The organism is Methylovirgula sp. 4M-Z18 (assembly GCF_037890675.1).
GTDB lineage: Bacteria > Pseudomonadota > Alphaproteobacteria > Rhizobiales > Beijerinckiaceae > 4M-Z18.
This window is the reverse complement of sequence record NZ_CP149574.1, coordinates 1,136,351-1,150,412: the sequence shown is the minus strand read 5'-3', so window position 1 is coordinate 1,150,412 and position 14,062 is coordinate 1,136,351. Positions and strand designations below refer to the sequence as shown.

16 protein-coding genes and 1 tRNA gene are annotated in these 14,062 nt (G+C 60.3%); 7 read left to right on the top strand and 10 right to left on the bottom strand.

The window, feature by feature from the left end:
• Nucleotides 1-16: 16 nt before the first annotated feature.
• Together V9T28_RS05245 and V9T28_RS05240 are read right to left on the bottom strand one after the other, a co-directional pair.
• Nucleotides 17-328, bottom strand: coding sequence for a hypothetical protein (locus tag V9T28_RS05245; RefSeq protein ID WP_339071826.1), 312 nt, complete (start codon nucleotides 326-328; stop codon nucleotides 17-19).
• 165 nt (nucleotides 329-493) lie between these two features.
• On the bottom strand, nucleotides 494-1,336 hold the full coding sequence (locus tag V9T28_RS05240) for a transposase (protein ID WP_116401497.1): 843 nt from the start codon (nucleotides 1,334-1,336) through the stop codon (nucleotides 494-496).
• A gap of 623 nt (nucleotides 1,337-1,959) precedes the next feature.
• Between V9T28_RS05240 and V9T28_RS05235 the strand changes: the two genes are divergently transcribed.
• The 3 genes from V9T28_RS05235 to V9T28_RS05225 are packed head-to-tail and all read left to right on the top strand — an operon-like array spanning nucleotide 1,960 to nucleotide 4,397.
• A complete protein-coding gene (locus tag V9T28_RS05235) occupies nucleotides 1,960-2,373 on the top strand; it encodes a PepSY domain-containing protein (RefSeq protein ID WP_199500175.1) in 414 nt (137 codons plus the stop codon).
• A 3-nt stretch (nucleotides 2,374-2,376) separates the two neighbouring features.
• Nucleotides 2,377-3,042: a response regulator transcription factor gene (locus V9T28_RS05230; RefSeq protein ID WP_116401495.1), complete on the top strand. Its 666-nt coding sequence runs from the start codon at nucleotides 2,377-2,379 to the stop codon at nucleotides 3,040-3,042.
• Nucleotides 3,039-4,397 carry a sensor histidine kinase gene (locus V9T28_RS05225; RefSeq protein ID WP_116401494.1) on the top strand — a complete coding sequence of 453 codons (1,359 nt, stop codon included), beginning with the start codon at nucleotides 3,039-3,041 and terminating at the stop codon, nucleotides 4,395-4,397. The genes V9T28_RS05230 and V9T28_RS05225 overlap by 4 nt, the downstream gene beginning before the upstream one ends.
• A gap of 104 nt (nucleotides 4,398-4,501) precedes the next feature.
• On the opposite strand, the gene V9T28_RS05220 is transcribed toward V9T28_RS05225, so the two are convergent.
• From V9T28_RS05220 to V9T28_RS05200, 5 genes are all read right to left on the bottom strand, one after another.
• Nucleotides 4,502-4,576 (bottom strand) — tRNA-Gln (locus V9T28_RS05220).
• 135 nt (nucleotides 4,577-4,711) lie between these two features.
• Complete coding sequence (locus V9T28_RS05215) at nucleotides 4,712-5,119, bottom strand: tRNA-binding protein (RefSeq protein ID WP_116401493.1); 408 nt, start codon at nucleotides 5,117-5,119, stop codon at nucleotides 4,712-4,714.
• 87 nt (nucleotides 5,120-5,206) lie between these two features.
• Complete coding sequence (locus tag V9T28_RS05210) at nucleotides 5,207-5,935, bottom strand: TetR/AcrR family transcriptional regulator (protein ID WP_116401492.1); 729 nt, start codon at nucleotides 5,933-5,935, stop codon at nucleotides 5,207-5,209.
• 89 nt (nucleotides 5,936-6,024) lie between these two features.
• Entirely contained in the window at nucleotides 6,025-6,849 is an 825-nt protein-coding gene (gene proC, locus V9T28_RS05205) for a pyrroline-5-carboxylate reductase (protein WP_116401491.1), read from the bottom strand.
• Complete coding sequence (locus V9T28_RS05200; protein WP_116401490.1) at nucleotides 6,849-7,355, bottom strand: YbjN domain-containing protein; 507 nt, start codon at nucleotides 7,353-7,355, stop codon at nucleotides 6,849-6,851. The genes proC and V9T28_RS05200 overlap by 1 nt, the downstream gene beginning before the upstream one ends.
• A gap of 278 nt (nucleotides 7,356-7,633) precedes the next feature.
• On the opposite strand from V9T28_RS05200, the gene V9T28_RS05195 reads away from it, so the two are divergent.
• Nucleotides 7,634-9,247 (top strand): rhomboid family intramembrane serine protease, encoded by a 1,614-nt coding sequence (locus V9T28_RS05195; protein WP_116401489.1) that lies wholly within the window; start codon nucleotides 7,634-7,636, stop codon nucleotides 9,245-9,247.
• 23 nt (nucleotides 9,248-9,270) lie between these two features.
• Here V9T28_RS05195 and V9T28_RS05190 read toward each other — a convergent pair whose 3' ends face one another.
• The gene (locus V9T28_RS05190) at nucleotides 9,271-9,528 is read right to left on the bottom strand and encodes an accessory factor UbiK family protein (RefSeq protein WP_116401488.1); all 258 of its coding nucleotides are present in this window, start codon (nucleotides 9,526-9,528) and stop codon (nucleotides 9,271-9,273) included.
• A gap of 150 nt (nucleotides 9,529-9,678) precedes the next feature.
• Between V9T28_RS05190 and lgt the strand changes: the two genes are divergently transcribed.
• Genes lgt through pgeF form a run of 3 tightly spaced genes read left to right on the top strand, consistent with a single transcriptional unit; the run spans nucleotide 9,679 to nucleotide 12,432 of the window.
• On the top strand, nucleotides 9,679-10,557 hold the full coding sequence (gene lgt, locus V9T28_RS05185) for a prolipoprotein diacylglyceryl transferase (protein WP_116401487.1): 879 nt from the start codon (nucleotides 9,679-9,681) through the stop codon (nucleotides 10,555-10,557).
• Complete coding sequence (locus tag V9T28_RS05180; RefSeq protein ID WP_116401486.1) at nucleotides 10,554-11,660, top strand: class I SAM-dependent methyltransferase; 1,107 nt, start codon at nucleotides 10,554-10,556, stop codon at nucleotides 11,658-11,660. The genes lgt and V9T28_RS05180 overlap by 4 nt, the downstream gene beginning before the upstream one ends.
• 7 nt (nucleotides 11,661-11,667) lie before the next feature.
• A complete protein-coding gene (gene pgeF / locus V9T28_RS05175) occupies nucleotides 11,668-12,432 on the top strand; it encodes a peptidoglycan editing factor PgeF (RefSeq protein WP_116401485.1) in 765 nt (254 codons plus the stop codon).
• A 111-nt stretch (nucleotides 12,433-12,543) separates the two neighbouring features.
• Here pgeF and V9T28_RS05170 read toward each other — a convergent pair whose 3' ends face one another.
• Both V9T28_RS05170 and V9T28_RS05165 read right to left on the bottom strand, forming a co-directional pair.
• On the bottom strand, nucleotides 12,544-13,131 hold the full coding sequence (locus V9T28_RS05170; protein WP_116401484.1) for a Swt1 family HEPN domain-containing protein: 588 nt from the start codon (nucleotides 13,129-13,131) through the stop codon (nucleotides 12,544-12,546).
• Complete coding sequence (locus V9T28_RS05165) at nucleotides 13,131-13,934, bottom strand: DUF5343 domain-containing protein (protein WP_147306455.1); 804 nt, start codon at nucleotides 13,932-13,934, stop codon at nucleotides 13,131-13,133. The genes V9T28_RS05170 and V9T28_RS05165 overlap by 1 nt, the downstream gene beginning before the upstream one ends.
• Nucleotides 13,935-14,062 lie beyond the last annotated feature (128 nt).

Genomic DNA, 14,062 nt, shown 5'->3' with positions numbered 1-14,062 from the left:
CTGCGACGCGAAAGCATCACACGGCTGGAAAGTGCCCGATCGAGCTGCCGTGGCGGTTGAGTTCATCCAAATATGCACGATGCAACGCGAGCCGCTCTTCGCTTGTCAGAACGCCAATGCGGCTCAATTCCAAGAGTGTCGACTCGACCTGATCGAGTCTGACTTCTTCGCCCGCCAGTTCCGCCATCTTGTTTGCCCAGGGGCCATGCGGATCTGTCGGGCAGGATATTCCGTGGCAAGCTCCGAGGCCCCGAATTTGATCTGCAAGACTGGCGTTTGTGGCGTTCTCCACCGAGTATTGCGTTCTGGAAAAGGTCATCATAGTCATCAAGTCCTTCGAGTTGGCCCCCGTTTGACCAGACAAGTTGTAGATTGAATGAGGTGTCGGTGGTTTCGGCCTGCGACACGCCGTAAGTGTTCCGCTGCCCATCGCCATTGGCTCTTCTATTTCGAGAGATTCTCACGGCGACGTCTCACACGATCGGCAAGGATGCTAAAGCACTGCCGAATGCATCTCGCGGCTTCTGCGCAGCGATTTCAAATCGTCGATATGGCAAACCCTGTCGATGTTGCATTGGCCGATCTCGGCAAGATCGAGCGCAGGATGTGGGCAAGGATCGGCGTCCTGTATCTCGTCGGTCACGACAAGTGAGATCCGTGATACGCCGCGGTCGGCGAGATCGGTCGTCACCTGCGTCCACAAATCGTCGCCCGACGGCTCTTTGACCCAAAGCCCCAAGAGCTCGCTTGTCCCATCCGGCCGCACCCCTAAGCCAACATGCACCGGGCGCGATCTCGTCAGTTCCCGCTCGCGCACCGTCGTCGGCAATAGACTGAACAGCATGACAGGATAGGTCGAAGACAAGCGCCGGCTCTGCCATTCGCGGACAACGCGAAGCACGGCGTCGATAACGCGCGGCGCTAGATCCCGCGGTAATTGAAAATCATACAAATCCGCGACGATATCGTCGAACTCGTTGAGCCGACGGCCATGCGCATAAGCAGTCAAAATACGATCGGTGAAACCGTAAAAATGCTGCCGATAGAAAGGGATCAGCAGCGGTTCGAACCGGGCCGCACGATCGCGCGGCATGCGGACGACGATCTTTTCACCGACATCGCTCCATATAGACCTCTTCCAGTAACCGTTGCGGCAGTTCTTTTTTTTGACTTTAGCTTCGTAAGCGAGATGATGATCAATCTCTGCGTTCGAGATCGCTTCGATCAACGCGATTGCCATTTCGGCATATGCCGCATAGGGAAAAATCCGTGTGCGCCAACCTGGCGTGAACGTTTGTGCAGCGAGTGCGAATGCTTGTGTGTCGCCGGCCATCATATCGGCTCCTGGATGTATTTGCGCGCGCCAACGGACCCGGCGCGAGAACGGGTGTGTCTCAACAAATCTTGGAGATGGTTGCGGTTAGCGCCGAAACTTCTCTATTCTTATCGGCTTGTGGCGCGGGCCAAAGCGAAGATCGAAGTCTTCGGCGGTCTCCGATTGCGCCAACTGCCATAGCGTACCGACTACATCGGCGCGCCGCGGACGGCCCAACGATCAGCGTTCAAAACCGTAGAGGCAATCGCCATATTGATTGGTCCCGGCAACGCGCGTGGTAGGAACCACATCAACAATTCCCTGCCGCGGCGTGCCAACTCCAGTACCATGGCCGCGGCCAGGCCCGCCGGCTCCGTCCCCACTGTGTGCGTAAGGGCGGGGCCGACAATACCAATTACGCAACCGCAAAGCAGCGTCGCGGCCATTGTTCGGATTTTCATGCTTGTCTCTTTTGTGTATACAATTGGGCAACAGAGCGCCTAAAGTGGGTCAACCCTAGCAAGAGCCCGCTGACAGATCCGTGAGCCGCATGTCAGCAAATGTTCAGCTTTAATCTGGTAGCTTCTGCGATTATGAATCCGCTTGTCGCACGCCCCTTTTTGCTGGTGATACTGATCTGGGCGATGTTACTTGGACAGTCGCTGACATCGTCGGCGCAAGCTGCCGGTCCCGGCGGCCCAGGTGGCCCCAGCGGCGCACCGGGCGGGCCCGGCGGCCCGCCCGGTGCGCCGTCTGGCCCGCCGCAATCGTCCGGGCCAGGAGGTCCAGGCTCCGGACAAGCTACCGCGCCAACCACTCCCGAGAATGCCGAACCGGAGCAGGACAGAGCGCTGGAAGCCGTGCGAACCGAACAGGCGCTGCCGCTCGATCAGATCATTGTCGCTGCCAGGCGACTGACGCAGGGCCAAATCGTCGATGTCCAGCTTGCCCATGACAAGGCCACGCTTCTCTACAGATTGACGATCCTCGAAGCCACCGGCAAGGTGCGCGTCTTCTATTACTATGCCCAGTCGGGCATGTTGGCACGGATCGAATAGGCCATGCGCGTTCTGGTCGCCGAAGACGATAATCGAATCGCGCAATCGCTTAATGCCGCGCTGCAGATGGCGGGCTTCGTGGTGGAGATAGCTTCCGACGGCGAGGACGCCTGGGCCCGTGGCGATACCGAAGCGTTCGATGTCATCATCCTCGACCTCGGGCTGCCCTCGCTGGACGGGTTGACGGTGCTCAAGCGCTGGCGCAAGGCCGGGCGCGCGGCGCCCGTGCTGATCCTGACCGCGCGAGGCCAATGGGACGAACGGGTCGAGGGCATCGAAGCCGGCGCTGACGACTATGTCGTGAAGCCGTTCAAGATCGAGGAAGTGATGGCCCGCGTCCGCGCTCTTATTCGCAGGGCCGCGGGATTTGCATCGTCACGCGTCGAGATCGGCGAATTCGTCCTCGATACCCGCGCCATGCAGATCTCACGCTTTGGGGTGCCGATTCCGCTGACCCCGCAGGAATACAAACTGGTGGCCTATCTCGCACATCAGCGCGGTCGCGTGGTGTCGCAGAACGAGATTACGGAGCATCTCTACACCCAGGATTTTGAACGCGATTCCAACTCGATCGAGGTGCTGGTCGGGCGGGTGCGCAAGCGGTTGGGCAGCGACATCATCAAGACCCGCAGGGGATTCGGCTATATGCTCGGCGGGGACGAGACTTGAGTGCTCGGTCGCTGAGGCTCCGCCTGTTGGTGGGAGCCGCGTGCTGGGTCACCCTCGCCTTACTGATTGCCGGCGGTGCGATAGCCTATCTATTCACAGCCAATGTCGAGCGAACAGTCAGGGTCAATCTTGAAGCCAGCCTGGCTCGGCTGGTCGCCGCGATCGATGCGCAAGCACCCCGTTCGCCGGCACTCGCGCAATCATTGCCTGATCCGCGCTACGAGGTTCCGCTGAGCGGGGTCTATTGGCAGGTCGAAGGCATCAACGATGGCCAGGTGATTCGCTCTCGCTCGCTCTGGGATTCGGTGCTTGACGGCAGTGCGGCGACCGCGGCCGGCGGCGAACAGTTCACGACGATCGCCGGCCCTGGCGGACAATCGCTCTTGGCGCTCGCCATTCAGACTCAGTTTTCTGTTCCGGAAGGAACAAAGACCTATCGCATCGTCATCGCCGAGGATCGCGCGATACTCGATCTTTCGATTGCGCAGTTCAGTAAGGAATTGGCGCTGGCGCTGCTGATCCTTGGCATGGCGCTGATATTGGCGGCCTGGCTGCAGGTGCGGATCGGCCTCAGCCCTTTGGCGAGGCTGCGCGAAGGTATCGAGGCGATCCGAGACGGTACGACCGACAGGGTTCCCGGCAGCTATCCTTCAGAAGTCATGCCACTCGTTGGCGAAGTGGAAGCGTTGTTGGCGTCTCAGCAAAAATCGATGGAATTTGCGCGCGCCCGCGCTGCCGATCTCGCGCATGGGTTGAAGACTCCGCTCTCGGTGCTGGCGGCGCTCTCCGACCGCTTGCGCGAAAAGGGTGACACCGAGACCGCCGAACTCGTGGGAGACCTGGCCGATGAAATGGCCGATCGCGTCGACTATCAGTTGCGACTGTCACGGCTGCGGCTACGCACGCGCAGCCATGTTCTCAACGCTCCGCTCGACACGGCGCTCGCCCGCACGATCAACGTGCTGCAAAGGACACGCGATGGCGAAGACCTCAAATGGAACGTCGAATCGGACGAGGGAATCGTTCTGGACATCGACCCACATGATCTTATCGAACTGATGGGCGTCCTCCTGGAGAACGCGACGCGCTGGAGCAGAACTCAGGTCAAGGTCATAGCGGTCCGGATCGGCAACGAGGCCGAAATTTCGATCAGCGACGACGGCAAGGGCCTCACCCCGGCGGAACTGGCGCGGATCGGCGAGCGTGGCCAAAGGCTCGACGAAACGGCCCAGGGCAGCGGCCTCGGTCTTGCCATCGCCCGTGAAATCATCGCCCAGAACGATGGTTCGATCACCTTCGGCAAAGCCGTGGAAGGCGGAGTGCTGGTGACGGTGAGATTGCCCATAGCGGGTTAGAGCATTTTGTGTTCGTTCAGAATCGCAAAAATGCTCTAGCCGCCGGACCGGGATTCCCTGCCACCGACATAAGTTAAACCATTTCAATGAATGACAAGATGATGTGGCTGGGGTGCCTGGATTCGAACCAGGGAATGGCGGAATCAAAATCCGCTGCCTTACCACTTGGCTACACCCCAAAACCGGCCCATCGGGACCGAAGCGGCGCGGACCATAATGCGGCCGCTGGCGTATCGCAAGGGTTCAAGCGGCAAAAAACGCTCTTCTCCGCAACAACCGGGCAAACGATTGGAAGTTCACGGAAAAAGAACGCCTCAATAGAGGCGGCCGCCGTTCGGCACCCCGAGCGAGGGCGCAATGAGCACCACCTCCCCCGCCGCATCCGGAAAACCGAGGGTCAGAACCTCGGACATGAAAGGCCCGATCTGGCGCGGCGGGAAATTCACCACGGCGGCGACCTGCCGGCCGATCAATGTTTCGGGCGTGTAATGCTTGGTGATCTGGGCGGAGGATTTCTTGCGCCCGATGGCTTCACCGAAATCGATGGTCAGCCGGTAGGCCGGCTTGCGCGCCTGCGGAAAGGCTTCGGCGGCGACGATCGTCCCGACACGGATATCGACTTTCAAAAAATCGTCAAAGGCAATGGGCTGAGCCCGCACAAAATCGGTCACGTCGTCGTCCTGGAAGATGAGGGAGTTGGTGAAAAAGTCCTTCCCGCGCATGACAAACCGGGTCTACCCAGTTTGTGCATTCCTAACGCTGAACTCAAGCAAGCCTGAGTTCTGTGCGGAAGCGAGAAGGGCTGAAAGTCACGCCGCGTCTTTGTCCTTGTCGTCGTCCTTCGGCTCGCGCTCGTATCTGGCACGGCGGCGGAAGCGGCGGCTCGTGTCGAAGACTGCGCTGGCGAAGGCGTGCAGCGGTGCGGTGATTCGCTGCAAATCGTCGACGCGCTGGGCCATGTGGCCGCCGCGCGTCAGCTCCTTGTCGAGCTTGGCCATGGTGCGGTCCAGGCCGGACGTATCGTCATGCACCCACACGTCGAGGACGCGGATCCAGGCGAACACCAGACCTTGAATCTTCATGGCGCCGGCCGGACCTTCGACGTCGATCCCCGCGGCCTCCAGCATGAAGCGGTGCGAGTTGACCGCCACCTGATTGAGCGCGGCGGCGAAGAACGGATCGCGCCGCGACTTGGCGAGGATCTCCTTGATCGCGCCGCGATAGGGCGCCAAGGCATCGAGCCGCCGCATCAGCACGTCGAACAGCCGTTCCTTCTTGGGCTCGTCGTCGAGATCATGGGTCGTGCCGGCCAGCACCTGATGATCGATCTTCCGGGAAAAGGCGCCGAGCACCGCGCCTTTCGAGGGGAAGAGATCGCGAAATTCCGCCAGCGACACGCCCGCTTCATGGGCGACATCGCTCAATGTGAAATGATCCCAATGCTGATTGGCCGCCAAGTTCATCAGCGCCTCGATGATGCGGGAGCGCGCGTCCTTCGAGGCGGATGTGTCATCCGGTGCGGTCCGTTTCTGGGCCATGATTGCCTCCTGCGTGATACACAGAGTTTAGGGCGCGACGTTCGGCAATCAAAGTGGCTTTATTTCGGCTCGCACGGGCGTCATGCCGTTTAACCTGACAATTCGCCCGCACGCCGCTGTGCGGCTGCAACCGCACGGCGCATCAAGGGCGCAAGACCGTCTTCCGCCATCAGAACCTGCAGCGCCGCCGCCGTGGTGCCGCCCGGCGAGGTGACGTTTTGCCGCAATTGTGCCGCAGGCGTCGCCTGGTCCTGATACATCAGTTCGCCCGCCCCTTCGACCGTCGCCCGCGCAAGGCGCATGGCGAGATCGGCCGGCAGGCCGGCGGCTTCGCCCGCCTGGGCCAGCGCCTCGGCGAGATAGAAGACATAGGCCGGACCGGAACCGGACACCGCCGTGACCGCGTCGATCAGCGCCTCCTGGTCGACCCATTCAACGCGGCCGATCGAGGTCAGCAAGGCATCGGCGATCGCGCGTTGGTCGGCGCTCACCGCTTCATTCGCCCAGCAGCCCGTCATGCCGCGCCCGACGGCAGCCGGCGTGTTCGGCATCGCCCGCACGATTGCCTTGGTGGCCTGCGGCAGACGCGCCGCCAGATTGCCGACCGTCTTGCCGGCGATCACCGAGACGACCAGTGTCCCGGAACCCGCCAGTTCCATCAACATCGCCGCCCCTTCGTCGAGCATCTGCGGCTTGATGGCGAGAACCAGCACCTCCGGCCCCGCAATCTCGGCGACAGGGGGATTGACCTTGACCCCATGCGCCGCACACAGGTCAAGCATCGATGGCGCCGGAAACGGATCGAGAATGGCAACCGACGGGCCTTTCACGCCGAGCTTAAGCCACCCTTCGAGCATCGCGCCGCCCATCTTGCCTGCGCCCATCAGCACGAGAGAGTTCGGCAATCCGGCCATTACGCTTCTCCCTGGGTTTCAAACATCGCCGCATCGAGGGCTTCGCGCGCTGACTTACCGGCCCACAGCACGAAGTGAAAGGCCTGATAATAGCGCTCGCACGCCTCGAGCGCGGTGTTGAGCACGCTCTCGCATTGCCGGCTGCTCGGCTCGGCACCGCCGCTGAGCAAAAGCGCATGGCGGAACAGAACCACGTCCTGCGATGGCCACAGATCGAAATGGCCGACCCACATCTGCTCGTTGATCAAGGCGATGAGGGCGCGCACCTCGTTCCAGCGCAAGGCCGGAACCTTCAAGTCGAAGCCGCAGGCCACATGCAGCGCCTCGACATCCGCCAGCCAGGTGAAGGCGGCATCGTAGGTCGCCCAACGGCCGGTCACCTGCATGGCGATCTCGTCGTCGCCATTGCGATCGAAGAGCCAGGACTGCCGGTCGGCAAGCCGCTCCACCACATCGAGCGGGTGCTCCGCACGTTCGATTTCGGGCTCAATGGAATGCAGCGACATAAAGCGGTTCTCGCGGGGACGGCGCGCCCGGCTCAACTCACTCGAAGCCGCAACGCATGACAACGACACTTTAAGATTCGCCGCCCCGCGTCCATTGCCCCCATCGATTCGTCCACAGAATCAGCGCATTTCCAAAGCCCGCAATCCCGGCTCGCTGCGGCGGCAGCCGATCAGCCATGCGTTCGCACCAAGACGATACGGCCTTTCACCCATTCAAAGCGTTTTGCCCCGACGGAAGGTGATGCCATAGTGCGCTGCTCATTTTTTAAGGTGTTCCCTTGGACCAATCCGCCAGCGCCCCCGAGAGTTTCGCCCGCTATCTCGCCCACGCCTATATCGCCAAGAAAAGTTTCGTCGCGGGCACCGTCCCCGAGGCGCAGGAATTGGCCGAGGCGTGCGATTACATCGTCACCAAGTCGGACGGCCTGCATTTTCACATCATCGGCATCGTGGACGGCGAGGCCCACCCCGGCAAACAATTCTCGCTTCCGCTCGAGCGCTTGCAGCAAATCGGCCAGGCTTGCACCCGATACGCCGGAACATTCGGGCGCTCGAAACTCGCCGTTCCAATCGACATCATCGAAACATCGACGCAACCGACGTCCGAGGCCGACAAGGCGCGCCTGCGACCGATCAAGCGGCGCGCTATTCGCGACAAAGTCGTCCTCGCCTCCTGGCATATCGATACGTTCGACCGGACGCTCTGGGCGAATTATCCGCTGCGACGGATTTTTCAAGGCGGCTTTATTCGCGCGCTCCTGACGAACCCGCGGATGAGCCAAAGCGAGTTGATCCCGCAGGCACCGGCCATGATGGCGCCATCGGCACCGCCAGTTCTGACCTATATTTTGCTCGCACTTCTGCTCCTGGTCTATGGCGTCGAAGCACTGTTGGACCCGTCAAATGCGGCCGATCCAACCATCAAGACCCTTGTCACGCTCGGCGCGTCCGGACAGCGTCTGGTTCTTGCGGAACATCAATGGTATCGGCTGTTTTCCGCGCCGCTCCTGCACGGCGGTCTCCTGCATCTCGGATTCAACAGCTACGCGCTTTATCTCGTCGGCCGGATGTTCGAGCCCTATGTCGGCCGCGCATGGTACGGCGCCATTTTCGTGATCAGCGGTCTCGTCGGCGGCCTGTTCTCCTTGATGCTCATGTCGCCGAATATCGTCACCGTCGGTGCTTCGGGCGCAATCATGGGCTTGTTCGCGGCGGGTTTCGTGGTCAGCTACCACTTTCCCCACGGCATCGTGCGATCGCGCATGCAGAGCAATTCCTTGCAGGTCTTGATCACGTCGCTGCTGCCGCTGTTTCCCGCAATGGCGGGCAAGCAGGTGGATTACGGCGCGCATCTCGGCGGCGCCATTGCCGGCGCAGCTCTCGGACTGATCTTATATGCGGTTTGGAGCCGTACCGAACTCTATCCAAAATTCCGGATCGGCGCCGTCGCCATAGGCCTGCTCGGCCTCATGGGCAGCGCTTATGCTGGATATGGGACATACGGCTTCATCGCCGAAACCCGTCTGGCGGAGCGTTTAATTCCACAAGCCAAAATCCCGGCGACTCATGACCTGCAACTCGCCCGGGCGGAGCAATTGATGCACGACTACCCGGACGACCCGCGCGGATATTTCTGGCGGTCTCTCGCGCTCTTCGACAAGGCCGATTACGATGGCGCGGAAACGACGGCCACGCAGGCCCTGGCGAAATTTCAGGTCATGCGGGCGGTCTTGGCGCCTTTATTCGGGGACAGCGTGCGTGGCTGGCTCGCCGTCACGCAGGCGACGCAGGGACACACGGATGTCGCCAAGCAGACAGCCGCCCCCGTCTGCGCGCCCCTGCACGACACGCCGCTTGGCAAATTTATGGATCGGGCGCGTCTCTGTAACTGAGAGAGAAGGCGCCGCGTGAGACTTTAAGCCCCGCTTTGCAGCTTCGCTTCGAGCGCGGCAATTCGCGCCGCCAGCTTGTCGTTCTCGTCGCGCGCCTTGGCCGCCATGTCCTTAACCGCCTCGAATTCCTCGCGCGAAACCACATCCATGGTTGCGAGCACGCGCTCCAACTGGGTTTTGGCGAGGGTTTCGACTTCCCGGCGGGCGCCTTCGGCGACGCCGGCAGCATCGGTCATCAGGCGGGCGAAATCATCGAAAATGCGGCCACGGGTTTGGGTCATAGGTCCTATCCTTCAATTTCTTCGCCCTATAGCATAGGCCGCCGGTAAAAACATGGGGATGACGCAAGCGGCCCACAAGAGGCGCCTAATGGCGGAATCCTGGCGCACGAATCTTTTGTTTTGTCGCAATTTCTCTCTATAAACCGCCGCATGACTCAAGGCATCCCCTACCCCGTCTTCGACCCTGTCGCGTTCGAGATTCCCTTCCCCTATATCGGGCCGCTGCCGATCCGCTGGTATGCGCTCGCCTATATCGCCGGACTGCTCATCGGCTGGATTTACGCCCGCGCGCTCGTCAAGAATGACCGGCTTTGGGGCAATGTCCCACACCCGAGCGTCGTCAGCATCGACGACCTCCTGGTTTATGCCGCCTTCGGCACGATTCTCGGCGGTCGGCTCGGCGACGTGTTCTTCTACGATTTCCGCATCTATCGCGACGCATGGCTGCATGGCCATTATTTTGAAGCGCTGCAACTCTGGCACGGCGGCATGGCCTTTCACGGCGGCCTGATCGGCGTGGCGATCGGCATCTTTCTGTTCGCACGGAAGTACAAGGCTTCGATGCTCGTCGTGTGCGACATTTGTGCCGCCGTCGTGCCCATCGGCCTGTTTTTCGGCCGCCTCGCCAATTTCATCAAACCGGAATTGTGGGGACGCGAGACGACGATGCCGTGGGGCATGGTGTTCATCGATCCGCAAACCGGGCTGACCCTCGGCGACGGGCTGGTACGTCATCCGAGCCAACTCTACGAGGCGGCGCTCGAAGGCATCGTGCTGCTCGTCGTGCTGGTGATCGCCATCCGTAAAGGCGCCTTGCAACGGCCCGGCACGGTTGCCGGGATTTTCGGCATCGGCTACGGTCTTGCTCGGATTTTTGTCGAACAATATCGCGACCCCGACCCGGTTTCCGAGAAGCTGGGAGAATGGCTGACGATGGGCATGGTTCTGTCGCTGCCGATGATCCTCATCGGCGCCGCGCTCATCTGGAACGCCAATCGGAACCGGGCCCGCGAGCGGGAGCTTGTATGAGCGAGGTGCAAAGCGGCGGGCTGCGCGACGAAATTCGCGCAATCATCGCCCATGACGGACCAATCAGCCTCGAACATTATATGTCGCTGGCCCTCGGCCATCCGAAATACGGCTATTACATCACCCGCGATCCGCTCGGCGCCCGCGGCGATTTCATCACCGCCCCGGAAATCAGCCAGATGTTCGGCGAATTGCTCGGCCTCTGGGCGGTCGACATGTGGGACAGGCTCGACGCGCCGCCACATGTGAAATTGATCGAGCTTGGACCCGGCCGCGGCACCTTGATGCAGGACGCCTTGCGCGCGGCAAAGATCGCGCCGGAATTCATCCAGGCAGCCTCGGTGCATTTCGTCGAAACGAGCCCAGTATTGCGCGCCGCCCAGGAAGAAACGATGCGCCAGGCGGGCGTCTTGGCGAATTGGCACGACGATGTGAGCCATATCCCGCAAGGACCGGCGATCATCTTGGCCAATGAGTTCTTCGACGCGCTGCCCGTCCGGCATTTCGTCCGCGTGGAGGATGGCTGGCGCGAGCGCCTGGTCGGCCTCGGTGAGGAAGGCGAGTTGATCTTCGGCCTCGCCGCGACGCCCGAACCGCTCATCGACGCCGACGTGCCGGAGGGGGAAATTCTGGAAGTCGGCGCCATCGGCTACCGGCTGATGACCGCCTTGGCCGACCGGATCGCCACCCAGGGCGGTGCGGCCTTGATCATCGATTACGGCCATACGCGGACGCAGACCGGCGAGACGCTGCAGGCGATGAAAGCGCACGACTATGTCGACCCGCTGGCCGAGCCGGGCGAAGCCGACCTGACCACCCATGTCGATTTCGCCGCCCTCGTCCGCGCGGCAAATGCCAAGGGCGCGAATGTCCTCGGGCCTGTGACGCAACACGATTTTCTCGTCTCGCTCGGGATCCGCCAGCGCGCCGACATCCTGAAGCGGCGCGCCAACCCGGCGCAAGCCGCCGACGTCGACAGCGCCTTGGAGCGTCTGACGGCGACGGGCGAAACCGACATGGGCAATTTGTTTAAAGTTTTGGCGGTAACACAGCCGAGCATCCAGTCCTCGCCCGGTTTCGAAATCAAAGACGATTTGTTCTGAGAGCCCCATGCTGCCTGTGATTAAACATGACTCGCTCGCCGCGCCCGGCATAAATCACGCCTTCTTCACCCGCCGCGGCGGCGTCTCGACCGGCGTTTATGCGAGCCTGAACGGCGGTGCCGGATCGCAGGATGCGCCGGACTCCGTCGCGCAAAACCGCGCGCTTATGGCGCAGCATCTCGGGGTCAAAGCCGATCATTTCCTGCTGCCCTATCTCGTCCACTCGCCCGATTGCGTTGCCGTGGACAAGCCCTGGATCGAGCGCCCGCGCGCCGATGCACTGGCAAGCGCCACACCCGGCCTCGGCCTTGGCGTCACCGGCGCCGATTGCGGCATTTCGCTTTTCGCCGACAAGCAGGCCGGCGTGATCGGCGCCGCGCATTCGGGCTGGCGCGGCGCGCTGACCGGCGTGATCGAGGCGACCATCGACGCCATGGTCGGCCTCGGCGCAAAGCGCGAAAATATCCACGGCGTGCTCGGCCCAACCATCGCCGCCGGATCTTACGAAGTCGGCCCCGAATTCATCGCGCGTTTTCTCGAAGCGGACACCAGCAACAAGAGCTATTTCATGGCGTCGGCGAAGCCGGATCACGCGATGTTCGATCTGCCAGCCTATATCGTCGCCCGCGCCAAACGCACAGGCATCGGCGCCTTCATCAATCTCAATCTCGATACCTATTCGAACGAAGAAGATTTCTACAGCTATCGCCGCATGACCCATCGCAAGGAAGCGGATTACGGCCGCCTGGTGGCAGGGATTGCGCTGATTTAACGGGCCTCAATTCACCCCACACGCCCTTCTCCCGTTTTGCGGGAGCGGGATTCGCGCGGCATCGTTCTGCCTCAGCTTTCCCAGACCGCAGCCCATGCTATTCCGCGCGTATTACTTCGGCCCTTCTAAAAGACGAAACCAATCTTTCACCGTGAGCTTGAGCCGATCAACTTCATCCTCTGCCAAGATTCCGCAGTGAGCGATCGGCCCCCGCAAATTGTTAAGCGAATACATTACCCTCCCCATGGCTTTCTGATTACTCAAAATGCCGCCGAACAACGTCCAATTGTGTCGAATGATGTCTCCCAGATGCCCGAAAGTGACGTAATCAAGCTCGCTGTCAGAACGTGCCGTGAATCCAGCTTCTTGTTCCCGCTGTTGATTGGCCTTGCACTCGTCCTTCGCCGTATTTGGAGCATGCACGTCCCACCAATCGGGCCCGTAAGCCTCGGCTAACGTCTCATCAATCAGTTTCCGAATGTCGTTTTCAAGCATGTAAAACAGCTTGTAATATTCCGCCATCCGAACTGCATTCTCACGTACATCTGCAGAAAACTGCGCCACAGACGATTTGATCGTTGCCTCAGCATCTGATGGCGGCGTACGAGCAACTGCGGCGCCTGGATTGATTTCATCGACTGCGAGCTTAACCGCTGCGCATTTGAGCACAAACAACTGAATCTGATCGTCGGTAGTCATTACATTAAGTTCTCTTTGATGCTTCGAAAAATCGCGTTCAAAACCTTCAGATCAGAGGTTTCAGGCAAAACAATATTTATGTTGTATGTTAATCCGATTTCGTTTCGGATTGTGCGATCCCGGGCAATTGCTCCCGAAACGGTGGCGCTTCCCGTCCCAGCTGCTTTGCCCACCCCAAGAACGTCGGCACCACCAGTAATCTCATCGATAATCTCTTCCTCCGCGCCGCTAACCTTCTCAAAGCCAGGAGGGATAAAGGACTTAACTACCTTGAACGTGTTGCGGATCGCTTGAGCAACCGGATCGGTCGCATTGAGACCCGTAATCTCCATAACTATGTCGCGGAGTTTGTTGTCTTCGACCGCATGAGCATACTCGCTGCGTTTAAAAATCTCGGGAAAGCCATTTCGCAAAGCCTGAAGGGCCGCCTCTCCACGGCCGCTTTCGGTACGGAATTTAGCATAAAGCTCTGTTGGCACGCCCTCACTTGTCAGCAGGCCCATTCGCTTTAGAATTGGGATAGTATTTCGCGCAGAGCCTCCCTTTAGCTTTAGTACATTCTCCAAGAAATCGGGATTGAATTTTGGTGGCCGTGCCGCCTCAATAAGCCGATCAAGCGCTTTTTTCAGAGTCCCACTCGCCGGCAAGTATGGCAAGTTGCCTGGAATCTTCCTCGGCGCAGACGCAGATTTGCCGCTTTGCTCTTTGGTTCCTCCGTCCAACGACTTGGCGCTAGGTGACGAGCTTTCCGCCATATCTTCTCCCCCCATCTTCAGATCAAAAACTGTCTGCAGGCTCAGCATGATGCAATAATGCATGGCCCTCTATAAGGCCTTCTCAATCAATATATACTTTTGGCCGATGGAGTATAAGCGCACTATAGGGACAGCGAAGCCGCCCATCACGCCTTACGTCAAAACTTGTGGTTTCC

Bases quoted from the DNA above. Each gene is read 5' to 3' on its own strand.
- lgt (WP_116401487.1), top strand. From the start codon at position 9,679: ATGACTCAAGGCATCCCCTACCCCGTCTTCGACCCTGTCGCGTTCGAG.
- V9T28_RS05240 (WP_116401497.1), bottom strand. From the start codon at position 1,336: ATGATGGCCGGCGACACACAAGCATTCGCACTCGCTGCACAAACGTTC.
- proC (WP_116401491.1), bottom strand. From the start codon at position 6,849: ATGGCCGGATTGCCGAACTCTCTCGTGCTGATGGGCGCAGGCAAGATG.
- V9T28_RS05190 (WP_116401488.1), bottom strand. From the start codon at position 9,528: ATGACCCAAACCCGTGGCCGCATTTTCGATGATTTCGCCCGCCTGATG.
- V9T28_RS05230 (WP_116401495.1), top strand. From the start codon at position 2,377: ATGCGCGTTCTGGTCGCCGAAGACGATAATCGAATCGCGCAATCGCTT.
- V9T28_RS05245 (WP_339071826.1), bottom strand. From the start codon at position 328: ATGACTATGATGACCTTTTCCAGAACGCAATACTCGGTGGAGAACGCC.
- V9T28_RS05200 (WP_116401490.1), bottom strand. From the start codon at position 7,355: ATGTCGCTGCATTCCATTGAGCCCGAAATCGAACGTGCGGAGCACCCG.
- V9T28_RS05235 (WP_199500175.1), top strand. From the start codon at position 1,960: ATGTTACTTGGACAGTCGCTGACATCGTCGGCGCAAGCTGCCGGTCCC.
- V9T28_RS05180 (WP_116401486.1), top strand. From the start codon at position 10,554: ATGAGCGAGGTGCAAAGCGGCGGGCTGCGCGACGAAATTCGCGCAATC.
- V9T28_RS05165 (WP_147306455.1), bottom strand. From the start codon at position 13,934: ATGCTGAGCCTGCAGACAGTTTTTGATCTGAAGATGGGGGGAGAAGAT.
- V9T28_RS05170 (WP_116401484.1), bottom strand. From the start codon at position 13,131: ATGACTACCGACGATCAGATTCAGTTGTTTGTGCTCAAATGCGCAGCG.
- pgeF (WP_116401485.1), top strand. From the start codon at position 11,668: ATGCTGCCTGTGATTAAACATGACTCGCTCGCCGCGCCCGGCATAAAT.
- V9T28_RS05210 (WP_116401492.1), bottom strand. From the start codon at position 5,935: ATGGCCCAGAAACGGACCGCACCGGATGACACATCCGCCTCGAAGGAC.
- V9T28_RS05215 (WP_116401493.1), bottom strand. From the start codon at position 5,119: ATGCGCGGGAAGGACTTTTTCACCAACTCCCTCATCTTCCAGGACGAC.